This is a genomic window from Roseibium algicola (assembly GCF_001999245.1).
GTDB classification, from domain to species: domain Bacteria; phylum Pseudomonadota; class Alphaproteobacteria; order Rhizobiales; family Stappiaceae; genus Roseibium; species Roseibium algicola.
On record NZ_CP019630.1, the window covers coordinates 1645193 to 1665967 of the forward strand.

The 20775-nt window shown below is 60.3% G+C and carries 19 protein-coding genes; 7 read left to right on the plus strand and 12 right to left on the minus strand.

Features of this window, described 5'->3' with window-relative positions:
- Window positions 1-53 precede the first annotated feature (53 nt).
- Window positions 54-1037, minus strand: coding sequence for an arabinose ABC transporter substrate-binding protein (locus tag B0E33_RS07670; protein WP_055657489.1), 984 nt, complete (start codon window positions 1035-1037; stop codon window positions 54-56).
- A 224-nt stretch (window positions 1038-1261) separates the two neighbouring features.
- Here B0E33_RS07670 and B0E33_RS07675 point away from each other — a divergent pair, with 224 nt between their 5' ends.
- Both B0E33_RS07675 and dgoD read left to right on the plus strand, forming a co-directional pair.
- Window positions 1262-2011: a FadR/GntR family transcriptional regulator gene (locus tag B0E33_RS07675; RefSeq protein ID WP_152533327.1), complete on the plus strand. Its 750-nt coding sequence runs from the start codon at window positions 1262-1264 to the stop codon at window positions 2009-2011.
- Between the two features lie 52 nt (window positions 2012-2063).
- Window positions 2064-3212 (plus strand): galactonate dehydratase, encoded by a 1149-nt coding sequence (gene dgoD, locus B0E33_RS07680; protein ID WP_077290859.1) that lies wholly within the window; start codon window positions 2064-2066, stop codon window positions 3210-3212.
- A gap of 35 nt (window positions 3213-3247) precedes the next feature.
- On the opposite strand, the gene B0E33_RS07685 is transcribed toward dgoD, so the two are convergent.
- Together B0E33_RS07685 and B0E33_RS07690 are read right to left on the minus strand one after the other, a co-directional pair.
- Window positions 3248-5923, minus strand: coding sequence for a bifunctional diguanylate cyclase/phosphodiesterase (locus tag B0E33_RS07685; protein WP_156912357.1), 2676 nt, complete (start codon window positions 5921-5923; stop codon window positions 3248-3250).
- 163 nt (window positions 5924-6086) lie between these two features.
- Window positions 6087-6992: an EamA family transporter gene (locus B0E33_RS07690; RefSeq protein ID WP_022999776.1), complete on the minus strand. Its 906-nt coding sequence runs from the start codon at window positions 6990-6992 to the stop codon at window positions 6087-6089.
- Window positions 6993-7254: 262 nt separating this feature from the next.
- Here B0E33_RS07690 and dapD point away from each other — a divergent pair, with 262 nt between their 5' ends.
- The gene (gene dapD, locus B0E33_RS07695; RefSeq protein ID WP_156912358.1) at window positions 7255-8109 is read left to right on the plus strand and encodes a 2,3,4,5-tetrahydropyridine-2,6-dicarboxylate N-succinyltransferase; all 855 of its coding nucleotides are present in this window, start codon (window positions 7255-7257) and stop codon (window positions 8107-8109) included.
- Between the two features lie 75 nt (window positions 8110-8184).
- Here dapD and B0E33_RS07700 read toward each other — a convergent pair whose 3' ends face one another.
- From B0E33_RS07700 to B0E33_RS07710, 3 genes are read right to left on the minus strand one after another with little or no spacing between them, the layout of a single operon-like run.
- Complete coding sequence (locus B0E33_RS07700; RefSeq protein ID WP_022999774.1) at window positions 8185-8778, minus strand: hypothetical protein; 594 nt, start codon at window positions 8776-8778, stop codon at window positions 8185-8187.
- Window positions 8775-9947, minus strand: a complete 1173-nt coding sequence (gene dapE / locus B0E33_RS07705) for a succinyl-diaminopimelate desuccinylase (protein ID WP_077290861.1) — start codon at window positions 9945-9947, stop codon at window positions 8775-8777. The genes B0E33_RS07700 and dapE overlap by 4 nt, the downstream gene beginning before the upstream one ends.
- A gap of 43 nt (window positions 9948-9990) precedes the next feature.
- The gene (locus B0E33_RS07710; protein ID WP_031268909.1) at window positions 9991-10416 is read right to left on the minus strand and encodes a DUF805 domain-containing protein; all 426 of its coding nucleotides are present in this window, start codon (window positions 10414-10416) and stop codon (window positions 9991-9993) included.
- Window positions 10417-10711: 295 nt separating this feature from the next.
- On the opposite strand from B0E33_RS07710, the gene B0E33_RS07715 reads away from it, so the two are divergent.
- A complete protein-coding gene (locus B0E33_RS07715; protein ID WP_208997782.1) occupies window positions 10712-12895 on the plus strand; it encodes a mechanosensitive ion channel family protein in 2184 nt (727 codons plus the stop codon).
- Between the two features lie 376 nt (window positions 12896-13271).
- On the plus strand, window positions 13272-14099 hold the full coding sequence (locus B0E33_RS07720; RefSeq protein ID WP_077290863.1) for a DUF2189 domain-containing protein: 828 nt from the start codon (window positions 13272-13274) through the stop codon (window positions 14097-14099).
- 19 nt (window positions 14100-14118) lie between these two features.
- Here the strand turns inward: B0E33_RS07720 and truA are convergent, their stop codons facing one another.
- The 5 genes from truA to def all read right to left on the minus strand — a co-directional run bounded on the left by truA (window position 14119) and on the right by def (window position 17794).
- Entirely contained in the window at window positions 14119-14949 is an 831-nt protein-coding gene (gene truA / locus B0E33_RS07725) for a tRNA pseudouridine(38-40) synthase TruA (RefSeq protein WP_077290864.1), read from the minus strand.
- On the minus strand, window positions 14949-15488 hold the full coding sequence (locus B0E33_RS07730; RefSeq protein ID WP_077290865.1) for a GNAT family N-acetyltransferase: 540 nt from the start codon (window positions 15486-15488) through the stop codon (window positions 14949-14951). The genes truA and B0E33_RS07730 overlap by 1 nt, the downstream gene beginning before the upstream one ends.
- A 22-nt stretch (window positions 15489-15510) precedes the next feature.
- Window positions 15511-16449 (minus strand): methionyl-tRNA formyltransferase, encoded by a 939-nt coding sequence (gene fmt / locus B0E33_RS07735; protein ID WP_077290866.1) that lies wholly within the window; start codon window positions 16447-16449, stop codon window positions 15511-15513.
- A gap of 157 nt (window positions 16450-16606) precedes the next feature.
- Window positions 16607-17239, minus strand: coding sequence for a MarC family protein (locus B0E33_RS07740; RefSeq protein ID WP_077290867.1), 633 nt, complete (start codon window positions 17237-17239; stop codon window positions 16607-16609).
- A 36-nt stretch (window positions 17240-17275) separates the two neighbouring features.
- Window positions 17276-17794, minus strand: a complete 519-nt coding sequence (def, locus tag B0E33_RS07745; protein WP_031268905.1) for a peptide deformylase — start codon at window positions 17792-17794, stop codon at window positions 17276-17278.
- 161 nt (window positions 17795-17955) lie between these two features.
- Here def and B0E33_RS07750 point away from each other — a divergent pair, with 161 nt between their 5' ends.
- Both B0E33_RS07750 and B0E33_RS07755 read left to right on the plus strand, forming a co-directional pair.
- A complete protein-coding gene (locus B0E33_RS07750) occupies window positions 17956-19143 on the plus strand; it encodes a DNA recombination protein RmuC (RefSeq protein WP_035908085.1) in 1188 nt (395 codons plus the stop codon).
- Window positions 19144-19221: 78 nt separating this feature from the next.
- Window positions 19222-19788 (plus strand): hypothetical protein, encoded by a 567-nt coding sequence (locus B0E33_RS07755; RefSeq protein ID WP_077290868.1) that lies wholly within the window; start codon window positions 19222-19224, stop codon window positions 19786-19788.
- Window positions 19789-19881: 93 nt separating this feature from the next.
- On the opposite strand, the gene B0E33_RS07760 is transcribed toward B0E33_RS07755, so the two are convergent.
- Window positions 19882-20754, minus strand: coding sequence for a C40 family peptidase (locus B0E33_RS07760; protein ID WP_077290869.1), 873 nt, complete (start codon window positions 20752-20754; stop codon window positions 19882-19884).
- Between the last annotated feature and the right edge of the window lie 21 nt (window positions 20755-20775).

The window sequence follows — 20775 nt, forward strand, 5'->3', positions numbered from 1 at the left end:
GTTCCCCGGCGACCGCAAGACCGGTCGCCGGATCAGGTGTCAGTCGGGACGGATCACTCGATGCCCAGGTCCTTGCGCACGTCCACATAAGTGTCGCGCAGGGCCAGCGAGCCGGACGTCAGGATGAGCGGCTCCGGTGCCTTGTTGTTGGCAATCCACTCGTACATGTTGAGTGCGGTTTCATAACCGTGGCGCTTCGGCGAGATAATGACCGTACCGTAGAAACCGGTCGCGCTCGGTTTCTTGAACTCGTTGATGGCCGATTCAGCACCGCCGATGCCAACGCCAATGACGTTCTCAGCCGGGATGCCGACCGATTCTGTGGCCCGGACCGCGCCGAGAACGGCTTCGTCGTTCAGGCCGAAGGCAATCCACTTCTTCACGTCCGCGTGCTGGTTGAGCACGGTGGTGGCAGCGTTCAGGGCCGCTTCGGTATCGGTCTTGGCCTGGGGCGCGTCATAGATGTTTTCCGCGGGGAAGCCGGCAGCCGTCAGAGCTGCGATAGCGCCTTCGACCCGATCGACGGCCGTCGGAAGCTGGTCGTAGGAAACGCGGATCGCGCCCACTTCGGACATGTCCCAGCCGCGCGCCTCGATCTCGGCCGCAATGGACTGACCAACGGTCTCGCCGATCTTTACCGCGGAAATGCCCATGTGCGGCACGCTTTCGATGGGTTCGCCATCAGCGCCGACAAGTCGGTCATCCACGGTCATCAGCTTCAGGTCGTTGGCGGCTGCCTTGGCCACGATCCCCGGTCCGAGCTTCACATCCGGCACGCAGATGATGAAGCCCTGCGCGCCCTGCGCACCCAGGTTATCGATCGCTGCCTGAACCTTCTCTCCATCCGGTGCGCCGATTTCAACAAGGGTGAACCCCTTTTCCTCGGCAGCCTTCTGGGCAAACTTCCACTCGTCCTGGAACCAGGGCTCCTCCGGCTGCTTGACGACGAACCCGATTTTCACGTCAGCGGCATGGGCAGAACCGACGAGGGCAAGGGCCATCACTCCGGTCAGAACGGCTTTCTTCAACACACGCATTGCAGAACCTCCCAATTCATTTCGAGGCGCCCAGCCTCCCGGGGCGCTTCAACAGACCTACTGTGAATCATCATACCAGTCAATTGCCTTTGTATGATGTATCGGATAAGATTGCCCGACATTCGAAGACGGACAGTGAAACGCGCAGTTCGCGCAGAGCAAAAAATCCGCTAAAAATGCGGGATCTCATTCCGCCACAAACAGGGAGCAGGCCATTGGAAACGTTGAGGGAGGAGACAGCGACCGCTGATCAGAACAGTGGCAAGCGCCCTCGCGTGCGAAAGAATGTGACGGCTGCTCTGGCGGAAGACATCTGCTCTGAAAAATATCCGGTCGGCGCTCAGCTCCCCCGCGAAAACGACCTGTGCGAAATCTATGGCGTCAGCCGCACGGTCATTCGCGAATCCATCAAGGTTCTGGAATCCAAAGGCATGCTGCGGGTGAAGCCTCGCGTGGGAACCGTGGTGACCGACCGGGAGGACTGGAACATACTGGATGGGGAAGTGCTCGATTGGATCGGCCCCTTCATCCATGAGTTCGACCTGCTTGGATGCATCCTGGAAGCCCGGCGCACGATTGAGCCGGCAGCAGCGGAATTTGCGGCCAAACGCGCCACCTTGCAGGAAATTGCGGCGCTGGAAGCGGCCTGGTTGCGGATGCGCGACTCAAATTCCGACCCTGAAGCCTTCACCGAGGCGGACGTCGATTTCCATAGCGTGCTTATGGCCGCCAGCCACAATCAGGTGTTTCGGCGTCTTTCCAGTGCCATTCATACGGCCCTGCATTATACGCTGCATGCGTCCAACACCGCGGTGGAGAGCCGGGACCTTGCCATCGAACTGCATGGCGAACTTGTGGATGCCCTGCGTCTGCGCGATGCACCGCGAGCCCGGGAAGCCTCGAACCGGATGCTTGACCTGGCCGAGCATGACCTGACTGCGGCCCAGGCTGCTGCAGGGCGTGTCGATCTCTGACCACCCCTTCGCCTGCCGCCCGATGACTGCGCCTTTGCCGGAAGCTTACAGAATGAAGATCACCAAACTCACGACCTATATCGTGCCGCCGCGCTGGCTTTTCCTGAAGATCGAAACCGATGAAGGCGTCATCGGCTGGGGCGAACCCGTGGTCGAAGGCCGTGCCCTGACCACGGAAGCGGCTGTCCATGAACTTGCCGACTATCTCATCGGCAAGGATCCCTTTTTGATCGAGGACCATTGGACGGTGCTTTATCGAGGCGGATTTTACCGGGGCGGCGCGATACACATGAGCGCCCTTGCGGGCATCGACCAGGCCTTGTGGGACATCAAGGGAAAGGCTCTCGGCCAGCCGGTTCACTCGCTGCTTGGCGGCCAGGTGCGGGACAGGATCAAGGTCTATTCCTGGATCGGTGGCGACAGGCCTTCGGAGCTGGCACACAACGCCAGGCAGGTGGTCGAGCGCGGCTTCAAGGCGCTGAAAATGAATGGTTGCGCCGAGCTCCAGATCGTCGACAGCAACTCACGGCTGGACAAGGCTGTGGAGGCGATCGCGAGCGTGCGCGAAGCCGTTGGTCCGGACATCGGCATTGCGGTGGACTTCCACGGGCGGGTGCACAAGCCCATGGCCAAGGTTCTGGCGCGGGAACTTGATCCCTACAAGCTGATGTTCATTGAAGAACCGGTGCTTTCCGAAAACAAGGAAGCCCTGCGCGATATCGTCAATCACACCTCGACGCCGATTGCCCTTGGCGAAAGGCTTTATTCCCGCTGGGACTTCAAGTCGGTTTTGTCCGACGGCTATGTGGACATCATCCAGCCGGATCTGTCACACGCGGGCGGGATCACGGAATGCCGGAAGATCGCCGCGATGGCCGAGGCTTACGATGTTGCGCTCGCGCCTCATTGCCCGCTTGGCCCCATCGCCCTTGCCGCCTGCCTCCAGGTCGATGCGGTGTCCTACAATGCCTTCATTCAGGAACAGAGCCTCGGCATCCATTACAACAAGTCCAACGACCTGCTGGACTACATTACCAATGCCGATGTCTTCGCCTATGCGGACGGCTTTGCCGCCATCCCGCAGGGACCAGGCCTCGGCATCGAGGTGAACGAGGATTATGTCATCGAGCGCGCCAAGGAAGGTCACCGCTGGCGCAATCCCATATGGCGTCATGAAGACGGAAGTCTCGCCGAGTGGTGACTTGAACCACCTTGAATGAACCCTGACGGGGCGTCTCAGGACGCCTCGCGCCAGCGCTCCTCGCGAACGAATTCGATCAGCCTGTCCGAGGGCATCGCCGGTGCAAAGGCATAGCCCTGCAAGGCATCGCAGCCGAGGTCGCGCAGGATCCTGGCATGCTCCATGGTTTCCACGCCTTCGGCGACAACCTTGATGCCGAGCGACTGCCCGATTTCGATGATCGATGCCACCAGGCGGCGCTGGCCTTCCGAATGGGTGATCGGGATGACCAGCTGACGATCGATTTTCAGCCGTTTCGGACGCAGGTGAATGAGGCTGACGATGGAGGCATAGCCCGTGCCGAAATCATCGATCTCGATGTCGATGCCCATGTCCCGCAGGTGTTCGAAATTGGCGGCGATAAGATCGTTCTTGTCGTCCAGGAAGATGGATTCCAGAAGTTCGAACGACAGTGAACCGGGTTCGAAGGCAAGACCGTCGAGGCTCTGCATCAGATTGGCATCGTTGAGCCTGCCAGCCGACACGTTGACCGACATTTTCGGAATGTGGATCCCGGCCGCTTTCCAGCGCGCGGACTGCCACAGGGTCTGTTCCAGAATAATCCGGTCGATCAGGGGCACCACATTGAGCTCGTCCGCCGTTTTCAGAAATATGTCCGGTGTCAGAATGCCTTCGGTGGGATGGTTCCAGCGCGCCAGTGCCTCGACACCGGTGATCGCCAGCGTTCTCGCATCGAACTGCGGCTGGAAGTACGGCAGGAATTCCTGACGTTCCAATGCACACAGGATGTCGTCGGCAACCTGTTTGTTGCGGACGATTTCCGACTTCAGCGTGTCGGAGAAGAATTCGAACCGGTTGCGGCCGTTGCTCTTGGCCCGGTAGAGGGCAATGTCGGCATCGACCAGCAGGTGCCGGCCGTAGTCGCTCAAGGTCGTGTCGGCCATGGCAATGCCGATGGACACGCCGAAGCGGCATTGATGATTTTCGAAAGTCACCGGCTGACGCATCTGCTCGATGATCTTTTCAGCAAGGGCAGCCAGGCTTTTCTCGTCGGTCGGCTCGGTGATGGCAATGACGAACTCGTCACCGCCGATGCGGGCGACGAACTCGCTGGAACTGACGTTTTCCATCAGCACCGACGCGGCATGGGTAAGCATCGAGTCGCCGGCAGCGTGGCCAAGCGTATCGTTGATATGCTTGAAGCGATCGAGATCGATATGCAGCAGCGCCGTCGGCTTGTGCGGGGCCTGCTCGTCCAACAGCTGCCGGTCCAGGAACCTGCGGTTCGGGAGGCCGGTCAGACTGTCGTGCAGCGAATGATGCTCCATCAGCGCACGGGCATCTTCCAGTTCGCGGTTCCGGTCTTCGGCATTCTGCTTGGCGTTGAGCAACCGGGTCTTGAGCTGGAAGTCCCGGGAAACATCCCAGTTGACGCCCAGAATGTAACGTTGGCCGCGAGTGTTGGTGTGAACGGCGCCGATGGCCCGGATCCAGCGGGTGGAGCCGTCCTGAAGGATCACACGGAAGTCGGAATGATAAGTTCCGCCGGTGTCGATCGCATCCCAATATTCCTTTTCGGCCCGTTTCAGATCCTCCGGGTGCAGGCACTCGGACCAGACATCGTATTGCGACGTGTCGCGCCACTCCGGAATATCGTAAAGTTCCCGCATCCGGCTGTCCCAGGTCAACACACCTGTGTCCAGGTTCAGTTCCCAGATGCCTATCTTGGAGGTATCGAGGGCCAGCTTCAGGCGCTGAGACAGGCCTTCCATCTGCACCTGCCGGCGTCTCAGTTCGCGGATATGCCCGCGCCGCTGGTCGTAAAGCTGTCCGGCGATGAAGATCGGCAACAGGACCAGCAGCCCTCCGGCCAGCATCAGCAACCGGACTTTCCAGGCGTTGTCCGGCATTGCCGACCAACCGCCACGCGGGATCGCCGCAATCCGCCAACGCCCGGTCGGCAGAACCACTTCGGACAACACCGGGTTCTGGGACAGAATGTTCTCGTCCCCGAAGAAAACCGACTTGTCCGCCATGGTCGCATCGCGGCCCATGATCGCGATATCCACCGGGAGCGTGGCGTCCAGCAAGCCGCTGTCGGCATAAAGCCTGTCGGCGTCGACGACAGCAGCAACCAGCCCCCAAAGGCGCCTTGTGCCATCATCATTTTCGATAAAGACAGGGAAGCGTCCGACGAACCCCTTGCCCCCCTGCAAAAGATCGACGGGCCCGGCGAGCACCATCTCGCCTGAATTCACCGCCCGAAGGGCCGCATCACGCTGCTGCTCGTTTTTCCGGTAATCGAGCCCGATGGCCTTTTCGTTACCGGTCATCGGATACATCAGCCTGACGACAAGATCCGGTGCGCCGGCGACATTGCGAAGCTGCGAGTGATTGCCGATGAGACCGCTGGAAATCCGGCCGAACTGGTCCTGATCTATATCAGGCTGTGTCGCAATCAGCGCAACAAGCCCCCGGACAAGCTGCAGGTTGCTGTTGATGTTGCCTTCCAGCCGTGCACGGACAATGCCGAGTTGTTCGGCGACATTCGCGCGCGCACTCTGCAGATGCACGGACCGGTTCTGAACTTCCGCGAATATTCCAGCAGCAATTGTCACGGCAAGGGCAATGCCGATCGCCGCAACGCTGGCCAGGCTGGGCCGTGTCAGAATATGACTGGCTCCAATTCGGGAAAAAAATGTCTTCGGCATCTCATCTCGTTAGGTCGAGAAATCTCCAATGGCCAACGATCAGGACACCGCAGTCTTGGAGCTTATCTCAGAATAACCTTAAAAACGAAACAAATGCCTAAAGGTCACTTTACAGTTTGACTGAAGGGATTGAGCGATATTGCTTCAGAGCTTTTGGGCTGTTCTAACGTAGCAGGATAACCCCCACGACCGCCGCAACGATGAGCATGCAGCCGAAAATCTCGGACCGGGCGATCGCTTCCTTGAATACCAGCCATGACACCAGAAAGGTGAACACGAGTTCGACCTGGGCAAGTGCGCGCACATAGGCGACATTTTGCAGCGTCATTGCCGTGAACCAGCCGACAGACCCGGCCACGCCGGAAGCGCCAACCCAGACGGCTGCTCGCCAGGCGCGAAGGCTGGCGCGCAACTGGTCGGGTTCACGCAGCACCATCCAGCTTGCCATGACGATTGTCTGGAAAGCCGTTGCATAAACCAGCGCGTAGGCGGCCTGCATCGGCACCCCGGTGCCCTCCAGCGACAGTGAAGCCGTGCGGTAGGCGACGGCGGACGCTCCGAAAAAGGCAGCCGAGGCAAGACCGATCAACGCCGGACGTCCGACTAGCGACGTGCGGATGGCAGCCAGTGTCAACGGAACCCGTGCCAGGGAAATGACCACCACACCGATGACGCCGACCAGAATGCACAGCCCAGCCGCCAGGGAAATGTGTTCGCCGAGAACGACGAAGCCGAAGAGCGCAGCCTGGATCGGTTCTGTCTTGGAATAGGCGGTCCCGACGGCAAAGTTGCGGAAGGAGAACAGGTGGATCAGCAGAAACGTGCCGAGGATCTGCGCCAGACCACCCAGGGCACCGGCAATCAAAAGCGTTGGTGTCGGTTCAGGCAGCGGGAACTTGAACACGACGTGCAGCACGGCGGCATAGGCGATCGCGAAAGGCACGCCGTAGCCGAACCGCACAAATGTTGCCCCGGTGGTGCCAAGCTGACCTTTCAGGTGTTTCTGAAGGGCCGTGCGTAGGTTCTGGCAGAACGCTGCTGCAATGGTGATCGGGATCCATAATTCCACGGAACGTACTCTTGTCGATTTTGTTGAATTGATTTCACCCTAGCGATTTGGTCACCGCTTTAAACTGCCGTGATCGCAACCAACATTTTATTTTTTCTCAACTCATCGACCTGGACGACAGGTGTAATCCAACCAGCATTCCCCCGAGAATGGCGGCTTGTTTGACGGCTACAGGACATCTGCCGACCCTCCCGTGCTTGACAGCGCCTTGCCGGGCGGCTTAGGTCCGCGCCAGAAATGTTAACGCCCGGAGACCATCTGCCTGATGACCCACGATCTCGCTTCCCTGTCCAAGATCATCGTCGCCGCCTTCGAAGACCGTGCCGCCATCGACACCACGACCACCGGTGAAGTCCGGGACGCGGTCGAGGAAACTTTGAACCTGCTCGACCGTGGCAAGCTGCGCGTTGCAGAGAAAAAGGATGGCGACTGGGCGGTCAACCAGTGGGCCAAGAAGGCTGTTCTGCTGTCGTTCCGCCTGAACCCGATGGACATCATCAAGGGCGGCCCCGGCGACGCCACCTGGTGGGACAAGGTGCCGTCCAAGTTCGACGGCTGGCGCGGCATGGATTTTGAAAACGCCGGTTTCCGCGCCGTGCCGAACTGCATCGTTCGCCGCTCTGCCTTTATCGGCAAGGGCGTGGTCCTGATGCCGTCCTTCGTCAATCTCGGTGCTTTTGTTGACGAAGGCACAATGGTCGACACATGGGCGACCGTCGGCTCCTGCGCCCAGATCGGCAAGAACGTCCACCTGTCCGGCGGCGTCGGCATCGGCGGCGTTCTGGAACCGCTCCAGGCCGGTCCGGTGATCATCGAAGACAATTGCTTTATCGGCGCACGCTCCGAAGTGGTCGAAGGCTGCATCGTGCGCGAAGGTTCCGTGCTCGGCATGGGTGTCTTCATTGGCCAGTCCACCCGCATCGTCAACCGCATGACCGGCGAGATCACCTACGGCGAAGTACCGCCCTACTCCGTAGTTGTCGCAGGCTCCATGCCGACGTCCAGCGTGATGGGCAACGGCGAAGCCGCTCCGAACCTTTACTGCGCCGTAATCGTGAAGACGGTTGACGAAAAGACCCGCTCCAAGACCGGCATCAACGAACTTCTGCGCGACTGACGCAGACCAGGGAGCGCAACGAGCGCCTTGATATCTGGAAATCCGGAAAGCCCCGCCCTAACCCGGCGGGGTTTTTCATGCGCCCCACAAAAGCCCGACCACCTGGGAAATCACGAGCGTGAGCAACACATCCAGGACGACGACGCCGATGGTCAGGCTCACAGTTGTCTGAAGCGCGATGCGGGCGACCTGATAGCGATACCAGATCACGACAAAGAGGCAGGTCAGCGACAACAAGACAACGATGCCAGGCGAGATAACGTCCAGAAGAAACAGGATGTAGGTAAACAGATACGGCACCGACGCGAGCAGGCTTGTCCAGTTGCGTACGACAATGAATGACACGTAGCGGTTCGAAATGCCTATCGGCGCTGCCAGCAACGCCAGCAACAACGGTAGTGCCAGCCAGTCGACGCCCATTCCCAGGAACTGGGCAAACCAGTAGCTACCGTTCGGAAAGGCATCGGGATGGTAGAGGTTCTCGGCGAAAAAGAGCCGCTTTTCCGCAAGGCAACTGACCACGTAAACCGGCACCAGCAGAAAGATGACGGAGAACGAACGCCAGAACCCCTGAATGGACTGGTCGAAAAACGCCATTCCTTCCGGACGGTTGCGCAGAAGCAACCAGGACCCGTCCAATGCCGCGCGAATTTCGACCTTGCTGATCAATTCCCGTCTGCTCCGGAAAAATAGCTGAAGAGGAATTTTTTGTAGATTGCTGCCAGCCGGTCAAGGTCCTCAACCGCGACACATTCGTCCACCTTGTGCATCGTCTGGCCGACAAGGCCAAATTCCACGACGGGGCAGTAGTTCTTTATGAAGCGGGCGTCTGATGTTCCTCCGCCCGTTGAAAGCTCCGGAACCCGGCCGGTTTCCGCTTCCACAGCCTTGCTCAGGGCTTCGATCAGGACTTCGTCCCGCGTCAGGAAGGATTCGCTGGCATCGCGCTTGAACTCCAGCCCAAGCGCCAGGTTTCCAAGGTCTACCGCTTCGAGCGTCTCGGTGATGCGGGCCTTGAGGCTCTCCAGCGTCCATTCGTCATTGTAGCGAATGTTGAAACGGGCTTCTGCCCGCGCCGGAATGACGTTGAAGGCCGGATTACCGACGTCGGCGGAGACAATCTCCAGATTGGACGGCTGAAAGCGTTCGTTGCCCTTGTCCAGTTCCAGCGCATCAAGCGCGGCCAGAAGGCGGATCAGGCCCGGGATCGGGTTGTCAGCCAGATGCGGATAGGCGGCATGGCCCTGGACACCCCGGACCGTGATGGTGCCGGACAGCGATCCGCGCCGCCCGACCTTGATGGCATCGCCGAGCACATCCGGATTGGTCGGCTCACCGACGATGCAGGCATCGAACACATGCCCTTGTTCCCTGGCCCACTGAAGCAGCTTGACGGTGCCGTTGACTGCCGGGCCTTCCTCGTCGCCGGTGATGAGAAAGGAAATCGTGCCGCCAAAATCCGGGCTCTTTTCGGCAACGTAATCAAGCGCTGCTGCTGCAAAGGCCGCGATGCCGCCTTTCATGTCGACTGCGCCACGGCCAAACAGCATGCCGTTGTCGATGGCCCCCTCAAACGGGCCGTGCCGCCAGTCGCTCTCGGCACCGGCCGGAACCACATCCGTGTGGCCTGCAAAGACGAAATGCGGTGCACCGCTGCCGATGGAAGCAAACAGGTTCTCCACGTCCGGCGTGTCCTCGTCCTGGAACGTGACGCGCGACACGGCAAACCCGGCCTTGCCGAGCAACGCTTCCAGCGATGCCAGCGCGCCGCCTTCGGCAGGGGTCACGGACGGGCAACGGATCAGGTCCTGTGCGATTGCGACGGCGGAAGTGGGCATGAAACAGTCTCTTTGGTTAGTCGTATGCAAGGCTCACGCGCGTTCAGCGCTTGCGCCAGTAGCTGTTTGGCATCGGGCCATGGCGGTTCGGCTGGCCCTGGCTCGGCACAACGCCGAGAAAGATCAGCATGATCACATTCAGGATCGGAACGAAGATCAAAAGTGCGAGGAACCCGCTCTGGCCGATGTCCTGCAGCCGCTTGACGACCAGTGCCAGTTCCACCCACTGCAGAACGAAAAACAGAACCGGAAACAGCGGATTCGTGCCGATATAGTCGCCGGAAATCATGGATTCAGGCGTCGGCGTTTCAGCGGAGGAAAGCCACCATATCCGCAGCGCAATGCCGAAGATGATCCAGCTGACAAGGAAACACAGCCAATAGGGTTCCCGGCCCATACGACCGATAGGGCTCAAAAGGGCCCAGATCGGCCCCGGGGCAGTATTCGCGCTCTGTGGGGGCGTTGTCATTCCATCCAGCTCAGGTTCGATTGATCTGGCAAGGAGGTAGACGCATACGCGGGCCGGATCAAGGTCTGTTACACAGTCGCACCGGCCTTAGCCAGTGCGTAATCATGCGAATTGTGCCAGTCGTATAGTTTGCACCCCTATTACCTTGGGTAATTTTAATGGATTTTGCACGTTCGGCGTGCCAATCCTAATTTTGAAGGTTCACTGCCGACGAGGGGGCTCGCTGATGACCGGTGCCTGGAAGACTAGACTAACTGCCTGTGCATTCTCAGTATTTCTGGCGTTCTTGTCCACTATGGCACTGCCGGCCAACGCACAGGACACCGGAAAAAACCTTCCGTCGCAACTTCAGCCCGAAGCCATGGAAAAGCTTGTCTCCGATCTCGATCCGGAACAGGTGAAGGCGCTGACCGACCTGATGACCCTGCTGCAGCAAGGTGCCGCAGCCAAGGGCGCGCAGACCCCGCCTCCGTCAGAAGAAGTCGAACTGATCGAGAAGGTGCAGACTGCAGCCGATCAGTTCGGCGCGCTGATTGCGAACAATTTCAGAACCTTGCCGGAGCTCTTCAGCAGCCTTTTCTCCAGTATCGGCGCGCTGTTTGCGGGAACGGTCGCAGGACCGGTGCATATCTTCATTGGTGCGATTGCACTTATCCTGGCCGCCGGTTTTGCCGCCGAGTTCCTGGTCAACCGGCTATTCGCCTCCCGCCGGGAGAAAATCCAGAGCCATGCGCCCCACAGCCTCTTTGAAACTGTCAAACTGGTCTCCACACGTGCCGCGCTTGATCTAGGCGGGCTGATTGTTTTTGCAATCGTCGCCTTCGCTGTCGGCAAGATCGCGATTTTCGATCCTGTCGCCAGAGCATTTGCCTTTCAGGCGGTATACTGGATCGTTTTCCTGCCACGCATCGTCGCAGCCCTACTGCGCTTTGCCCTGGCGCCGCATCGTAGCGAGCTGCGCCTCGTCACCGCGGACGACACCACCGCCAAGTCGCTTTACCGCAGCTTCACGAGCCTCTTCGCCTTTGTTGGCGTCACCTTCTTCCTGCGTAACATCATGATCGAGGCCGGCGACGGAGATGTTGCCGAAACCTTCCGCTTCTTCATCGGCTTTGGCGTCAATCTCTGGATCGCCATGGTCATCTGGAACGCCCGTCATGGCCTGACGAGCATCATTCTGGGTGATGAGCACCAGCCAACCAGCGGCCTGGAACGCATGGCCCGGTTCTGGCCCTATTTCTCGATTGCCTTCATCGGCTTCAACTGGCTGCTGGTTCAGATAACAACCAGCATGGGCATCGAAGCGCTGACTGCGGGACGCTCTCTCGCCGTGATCGCGTTGGTCGTGTTCGCGCCGTTTCTCGACACGATGGTACGCGGCATCGTCTCCCACATCGTTCCGCCCATGCGCGGGGAAGGTCCGGTTGCGGAAGCTGCCCATATGCAGACCCGGCACAGCTACGTGCGCATTGCCCGCGTGGCCCTGCTTGCCTTCCTGGTGCTGATGGTCGGCAGGATCTATGGTCTCAATCTGCTCGCGCTCGGCGCGGAAGACGGGTCCTCGGTCGCCCGGCATACGGTTATCTTCCTGCTTATTCTGGCCGCCGGTTACCTTGCCTGGGAAATCACCAATCTCTGGGTTGCCCACCAGCTCGCCAAGGATTCGCCGCCGCCTTCCAACGAAGATGAAGACGCGGAGATGGGCGGGGCCGGCAAGTCGCGCCTGGCAACGATCCTGCCGCTGATCCGCGTCGTCGTGCAGATCACGATCCTGACCCTGACCACGCTGCTCGCCCTCAGCCAGCTGGGCATCAACATCACGCCGCTTCTGGCCGGTGCCGGTGTCGTTGGCCTGGCAGTCGGCTTCGGGGCGCAGACCCTGGTGCGCGACGTGGTCTCAGGCATCTTCTTCCTGATGGACGATGCCTTCCGTCTGGGTGAATTCATCGATGCGGGCGGTACACAGGGCACTATCGAGAAAATCTCGATAAGGTCCCTGCAGCTGCGCGGCACGCGTGGTGCCGTTCATATCGTCCCCTATGGCGAAATCCCGAAGCTCACCAACCTGTCCCGAGACTGGGTGATCATGAAGCTGAAGTTCACCGTTCCATTCGACACGGATGTCGAGAAGGTTCGCAAGCTCTTCAAGCGGATCGGCCAGGAAATCATGGAGATGGAAGAGTTCAAGGACGACATTCTGGCCCCGTTCAAGGGACAGGGCGTTGCCGATGTCGACGACGTCGGCATCGTGGTGCGCGGCAAGTACACCACCAAACCCGGCAAGCAGTTCGGCATCCGCAAGGAAATCTACAAGCGCGTTCAGCAGGCGTTCGAGGAGAACGACATCCAATTCGCGCGCAAGGAGGTGCGGGTCAACATTCCCGACACCGCGAAGCTGGACGACAAGCAAAAGGAAGCCGTCACAGCAGCTGCGGCTGCCGCAGCCGCCGACATGGACAAGAAACCGGCGACCGAGTGAGGCCCTGCCTTGCTTCGCCTGCAACAGACGGGCCTGCCGCTTCGCCTGTGAGAGCGGTGGGCACAGCGTTTTTTGCCCATCCTTCGAGACGCCGCTACCGCGGCTCCTCAAGATGAGGCGATACGGGGAAGAAAGGCTTCAGCAAACCGCAGCAGCATCCTGAAGAGGCCGCCAGGCCGTCTCGAAGGATGGGCCCAAAGCCCTGCTCCGCATTTTCACGACTGGATAACATGGCACGCAGGTCTGCCCGCGCTTCACGTCGGATTTAACCGGCGCATAAGCCCTTCTCCCGATTGAGCCGGACACCGTTCCGTGCCTAAGATTGCCTGTCCGCGGGAGGCGGGCGGGCAATATGCTTTTGGGAGGAAGCCGCCTGATGAGTGACAACACGTCAACCCCGCAAGGTAGCGGGGCATCCGCAACAGCTGGATTGCGGCCCATGCCAAAGGTCAACAAGATTACCGTCAACGACGTGATCGACGCGTTCGCTGCGGGCCTGGCCGATTTCCGCAGGGCGCCGGTCTACGGCCTGGCGATCGGCGCGTTTTTCGCTCTTGGAGGCCTGTTCGTCGTTTTGAGCGCGGCCGCCCTCAACATGAGTTACCTGTCCTATCCGGCAGCGGCCGGTTTCGTCTTGATCGGGCCATTCGCTGCGGTTGGTCTCTACGAGGTCAGCCGGCGTCTCCAAAATGGTGAGGAGCTTTCCTGGTCGCGTATCTTCGGCACCATGTGGGCCCAAAAGGGGCGGGAACTTTCCTGGATGGCCTTCGTGGTTCTGTTCATCCAGATCATGTGGATGTATCAGGTGCGCCTGCTGCTCGCGCTGTTCCTCGGCTTCCGGTCGTTTGCCTCGTTCGACGAGTTTCTGACCCAGGTCATCTCCACCCCGGAAGGCCTGATGTTCCTCGCCGTTGGCCACGTGGTGGGCGCAATCCTGTCGCTGATCCTGTTCTCGCTGACCGTGGTGTCCTTCCCGTTGCTGATGGAGGAGGACCGGGACTTCATCACAGCCATGATCACCAGCGTGCGGGCCGTGTTCACATCGCCCGCCCCGATGATCGGCTGGGCCTTTGTCGTAACCGCGGTTCTGATCGTGTCGATGGCACCGGCGTTCCTAGGTCTGGTCGTGTCCCTGCCGATCCTCGGTCATACGACCTGGCATCTCTACAAGAAATGCGTGGAGATACCCGAGGAGACGTTGTGACGGGCTAACGGGGGTCCTCTCACGCGTCGCCGTCTTCTTCGCCTTCTCCGGCAGCCAACACGGCTTTGCGGGACTGCCAGTCCTTCTTGAGTTCGATGTCCATTTCCGCCGAGCGGTAGTCGACACGGGTCAGGTAAAGCCCGTCTGCCGGCGCCACCGGGCCGCAGGCGTTCCGGTCGCGGGCTTGCAGGGCCCTGGTGACATCACCCGGCCCCCATTTGCCCTCACCGACCAGGCGCAGGGAGCCGACCATCGAGCGCACCTGATTGTGGAGGAAGGACCGTGAGGCGCATTCGGCAATGACGAACTCGCCCTCGCGGTAGACCCGGAACTCCTCCAGCGTCTTTTCCGGGCTTTTTGCCTGGCAGCGCGTGTGACGGAAGGTGGTGAAGTCGTGATGACCGACGAATTCCTGCGCAGCCGCGTGCATGGCGTCCGCATCGAGATGCACCTTCACATGCCAGGCAAGCCCAAGCTGGTGGGTGAGTGGCGGCAGTCGGTTTTGAATGCGATAGCGGTAGGAGCGGCGGATCGCGGAAAAGCGCGCGTCGAAGCCCTCGTGCATTTCCGCAGCATCCAGAATCACCACCGGATGGGGCTGGCAATGGAAATTCAGCGCCCCCATGACCGTTCTTGCGTCCCAGTCCTTCGAAAGATCCACATGGCAGACCTGCCCGGTGGCGTGGACGCCGGTGTCTGTGCGACCGGCGCCGCCGATGGTCACCTCCTCACCGGAGAATGCCTTTACGGCACGTTCGATCACCGCCTGGACGGACGGCGCGTTCGCCTGGCGCTGCCAGCCGCTGAACGGCCTGCCGTCATATTCCACCGTCAGTTTGTAGCGGGGCATTACTCGAATTCTTCAAAGGGTGTGGCGAAGGCCACCTCGATTGGCAGGTCCCGCGATCCGGCTTCCGTCAGCGCAAGCGCCATGAAGGCATCGCCCGCATAAGGTCCCTGCACCTTGCGTGCCAGCACGGGATCGAAACCGAAGCGCGGATAATAGGACGGCGGGCCGAGCACCAGAACAAGGTCCTCTCCCAGATCCTTCAGGCTTTCCAGAGAGGCCTTGATCAGCGCCGAACCGATGCCGGTCTTCTGCAGGTCCGGCCAGACAGAAACAGGCGCAAGGCAAACAACCTGCATGCCCTGCCCCGGACCGATGGCAGCCGGGGTGACACGGCTGTAGGCGATATGTCCGACGATCCGGCCGCCGGCATCGACCGCGACCTGTTCCAGCACCAGAGCGCCGCAATGACGCAGCGTGTGCACGAGGCGGGCTTCCATGTCGGATGGAAAGGCAGCGGTGACCAGCTCCCTGACGGAAGCTTCATCGTCAGAAGTCACGTTTCTGATGGCAAGGCCGGCAGCTTCGGCAGCTTGGGTCATGTCGGTCTCCTCGAACCTCAGATTAGTCCAGAACCGTGCCGTCAGAAAGCGATGCTCCGCGCAGGAATTCCGCGCCGCTCATCGGCTTCTTGCCGGCCCGCTGAACCTGTTCCAGACGTACGGCACCCGCACCGCAGGAAATCACCGGCACATCCCCACCGGTCTGGACGGATCCCGGCGTGCCGGAGCCTTCGCCAAGCGTGCTGCGCAGGACCTTGACCCGTTCCATCTTGCCGCCGAGCGGCATTTCGCACCAGGCACCGGGAAAGGGTGACAGGCCGCGAATGTGGTTGTGAACCTCCGCAGCCGGTTTCGACCAGTCGATCCGGGTTTCCTGCTTGGAGAGCTTGGCCGCGTAGGTGACACCGTCCTCTGCCTGGGGCTGGTCGCCAAGCGCCCCGCGCGACAAGGCCGCCAGCGCCCGAACCATCAGATCCCCGCCGAGCGAAGACAGCTTGTCGTGAAGGTCTCCGGCCGTCATGTTCTCGCCGATGGCAACGGTTTCCGACATGCAGACGGGGCCGGTATCGAGCCCCTCTTCCATGCGCATCACCTGAACGGCTGTTTCTTTGTCACCTGCCATGATCGCCCTGTTGATGGGCGCTGCGCCGCGCCAGCGTGGCAACATGGAAGCATGAAGGTTGAGACAACCGTATTCCGGCGCTTCCAGGATCGGTTTCGGCAGGAGAAGGCCGTAGGCAACCACCACCGCGACATCTGCATTCAAGGCCGCAAAGGCCTCCTGCTCTTCTGCCCCTTTGAGGCTCTGCGGCGTGAAAACCGGAATACCGAACGATTCAGCGGCCTCATGAACCGGCGATTTCTTCAGGTCCATGCCCCGGCCCGCAGGACGCGGCGGCTGCGAATAGCAGGCGACCACGTCGTGGCCCTGGCCGACGATTTCCATAAGGGTCGGCACCGAGAAATCCGGGGTGCCCATGAAGATGACGCGTAAGGACATGAGGCTCCTGAGGGGTTTTGAAGATCTGCGCCCTTATTGCGTCTCACAGCGGGTGTTGCAAGGGGGCAGCGTGCGTTGTTTGGCGCCTCTGCACCCAGGGCTACTCCTTCCCGGAAGTGCGAAATCGATCAGGCCTGCCGCGTGGCCTCAGCTCGCTTCAAGCCAGGCCAGGTAGCAGGACCTTTAGGCTTCCGATCATCATTTCCATCGCAATAGCCGCCAGGATCATCCCCATCAGGCGGCTCATGACGCTGGTTGCGGTCTGGCCGAGGAACTTCGACAGGAACGGGGCGGCGAAGAACGTGCCTACGAGAACGGCGATGGAGGCGGCGATGGCAGCGATATACGCAATTTCGTGGGAAAGATCCGTGACCTGGCCACGGTAGATAATCATGGTCGAGATCGTTCCCGGTCCGAGCAGGATCGGTACGGTCAGCGGATAGATTGCAGGATTGTCCTGTTCGGAATGATGTTCCTGTTCCTCGTCCGTCCCATGATGCGCCTTGCTCTTCTCACCGGAGATGAGATTGAGCGCGATCAGGAGAATGAGGAAACCACCGGCAAGCCGAAATGCATCCAGGCTGATGCCGAAGACCTTGAGAATGGCGTCGCCCGTGAGGCCGATGAATGCGGAGCCAAGGGCAAGGCCAACCAGCACCGTCAGGGCAACCTTGCGCTCAAACCCCGGCCCTTTGTCGGCGGTGAGCGACAAGAACACCGGCAGGTTTGCAATCGGGTTCATGATTGCAAAAAGCGCAGCGAAGAGTTTCAGGAACAGGACCTGATCCATTTATGCCGCCCCCGGTTTCAGCCAGGCAGCAGCGGATCAGAGTTTTCCGGCCAGCTTTGCCTGCTTGGTGAATTTCTTGACAACGCGTTCGCGCTTCAGCTTCGATAGGTAGTCAATGAACAGCTTCCCGTTGAGATGGTCAAGCTCGTGCTGAATACAGGTTGCCAGTAGCCCGTCGGCCTTGATCTCCTGTTCGGCGCCTTCCCGGTTGAGAAACTGGACCGTTACTTCGGCAGGCCGCTCGACCTCCTCGTAGTAATCGGGGATCGACAGGCAACCTTCCTGATAGACGGACAGGTCCTCGCTCGACCAGACGATCTTCGGATTGATGAACACCATCGGCTCTTTCGGCGCGTCTTCCTTGGCGACGTCCAGCACGAAGATGCGTTGCAGCAGCCCGATCTGGCTGGCGGCAAGTCCGATACCGGGGGCATCGTACATGGTTTCCAGCATATCGTCGGCCAGTTTGCGGACGTCGTCGTCGACGGTCACGATAGGTGCACACACCTCGCGCAGGACCGGATCGGGAATGGTGATGATCGGGCGTATTGTCATGCGCCTGACATAAGAAATCGGAGCGCTCCGGTCAACGCGGAAATAGCGCGGCAGCCTCCCGTTTTCAACGCCTTCGGCCGGACCGGCTACCTGGTAGAAGACCACAGCTCTCTCCTGCCGCGCGGATGGGCCTTCGCCCCGAATCGTTCTATGTTTGTTTCATGAATGAGATCCTGTTCGATTTGAGTGGCCGTCCGGTGACGGTTCTGGAAGCTGCCATCGCCGGCGGCCTGTTTCTTCTGGCGTTGATTGTCTGGCTGGTCCTGAAGACCATGCGGGAGATCCGTTTGCGTGCCGAATCGGACGCAGTAGCCGGCGAGCGCATTCACGAGCTGGAAAGCCATCTCTCGCAACTTCTGAAATCTCAGGGGGAAATGACCGGCCGCATGCAGACCATGGCGGAAGTGTTCGGCTCGCGGCAGTCCGACATGATGCGCGCCGTCAACGAGCGTCTGGACGGCATGGGTCACAAGCTGAACCTTTCGATGGCCGACACCAGCAAGCGAACGCAGGACGGCCTCAGGCACCTGCACGAGCGGCTGGCGGTGATCGACCGGGCGCAGCGCACGATTACCGATCTCTCCGGCCAGGTTGGCCAGTTGCAGGCTATCCTGTCCAACAAGCAGACCCGCGGCGCCTTCGGTCAGGGCCGGATGGAAGCGATTGTCCAGGACCAGATGGCGCCCAGCACCTATTCCTTCCAGGCAACGCTGTCGAACAACAGCCGCCCGGACTGCCTGATCCACATGCCGAACGGTGCGCCGCCCCTGGCCATCGACGCCAAGTTTCCGCTGGAAGCCTTCAACCTGCTGCGCAATGCGGAAACCGACGACCAGCTGAAATATGCCCAGGCCCAGTTTCGCCGCGACTTCACCAAACACATTCAGGACATCGGCGAGAAATACCTTCTGCCCGGCGAGACGCAGGATACCGCGTTCCTGTTCGTGCCATCGGAAAGCGTGTTTGCAGAACTCAACGAGAGCTTCGAGGACCTTATCCAGAAGGCGCACCGCACCCGGGTGGTGATCGTCTCGCCCTCGCTGCTGATGTTGTCGATCCAGGTGATCCAGTCGGTGCTGCGCGATGCCAAGATGCGCGAGCAGGCCCATCTGATCCAGGCGGAAGTCGGCCACCTGGTTGCCGATGTCAGCCGGTTGAACGACCGCGTCGGCAAGCTTCAGGCCCATTTCGCCCAGGCGAACAAGGATATCGACCAGATCCTGATTTCCTCCGACAAGATCTCCAAGCGAAGCCGCCGGATCGAGGATCTCGAGCTGGGAGAACTCGAAAGCGTGGCAAAGGACACTTCCAGTGCCGAACCCCAGCTGGCGATGACACCGAAGGGGTGACGCAGCAAATCTGTTGCTGCTGTTCTACCTCGGGTCTACAGTCCGGCCGGCTCGATCCGAGTCGATTTGGAGGCAGGTATGTCGTTCCGGAATTTCCTTTTTTCCAAGACACTTAACATCGCAATCACCGGCGTGGTGCTTGGGGGGCTCGCGTTCCCGCTGAGCCAGAATGCAGCAGCGGAAGAGTGCTCACAGTCCGTTGAAGCGGTCTGGCTGGACACCTATTCGGTTGAAGCAGATGCACAGGGCGAATGCGGGTCTGCGGAAGTCTCGCTCGCGGTCTTCAATCAGTCCGGTGGCATTGAATATCAGGCTACCTTTGATCAGAACGACCTGTTCGGTTTTTACGGCATCGAAACCCTCACCGACATGCAGGCAGCCCTGCTGGACTGGATCAGCGGCTATACCGATGTCGCAACATCCGCCAAGCTGCCGGTTTGGCCTGAAGGTGCTGAAGGCCCGCAGGCCGGCGAATTTCCGTTTTATGCAGAAGAAGGCGTGACACGGGAGATCTATGAGCGGGCCCGCCAGGAAGAGCGTCCCATGGTCTGCTTCATTCAGGGAACTGAAAGCCAGCTTTGCCTGGTCAAGAACCCGAAGTCCGGCGCACTCGAATCCATTGGCGTCCAGACGTTCCCCGGCTGAGAAATTCGCGTAGATTAGACAAACACAAGACCACAGCCGACAAGACCCCGGGCGAGCACTTGAATGCCCGGGGCACTGCTACCTTCAATCCACTTACAACTCTGGCAGGCGCCGCGCCTTCGTGATCGCGCCCCATTCCGTTGCCGCGATGCGATCAATTGCCCTGTCCAGTGGCTCATAGGCGACGGTCATCGTGAAGCCGTTGGCATGCAAAAGGCGGTTCTCGCCCGCGATGATGCCGACATGGCCTTTCCAGAACAGCAGATCACCACGTTTCAATGCGGCCGGATCGTCGTGCGGAACGGCTTCGCCGGCTTCCGCTTCCTGCATGTCGCTGTCGCGCGGCAGGTCGTGTCCGCCTGTCTGCGCCGCAAGTTGCACCAACGCTGAGCAATCGAGACCCAGGCTCGAGCGTCCACCCCAGCGGTAGGGCGTGCCGATCAGTTCTTCGGCGACAGCCACCCAGTCATCCTCAACGGCGTCCAGCGGCACAAGATGTTTGGCAACAACCGCCGAACCATCGCTGAGGAGTGCATAGGCCAGCCCACGCGTTTCGGTTTCACCGATAACCGTCACCAGCGAGCCAATGGACAAGAGCCCGAGTGGCGGAAACTTGAGGTCGGCAACCGGGTAACGGTAGGTCCGAAGGGCGCGCACCCGGTGGGTTGCCGGCTTCACCGGCCCAAGGTCGTCGGCGGAGAACCAGCCGACGTAACCGTCCGTGTCGAGCTGTCCCCAGGCCCAGCCTTCCGGTGTCTGTTCGTAAACGGTCACCCACTCGCCGCTGAGGGCTTCGGTGTCGATCGGCCGGTCCGGGCGCGGTTCAGGCCGGATCGGCAGCTGGTCGGCAATGACCTGAAACACCTCGCCCTCGGCGAAACAGCTAGCGGTTGCCCGGCCTTCATAGTCGATGGCGGCGAGGTCGGCACGGACCGGATGGCGGCGGCGGTCGAAGGTCTCGGTCATGGTCGATAGTCGATCCCGAAT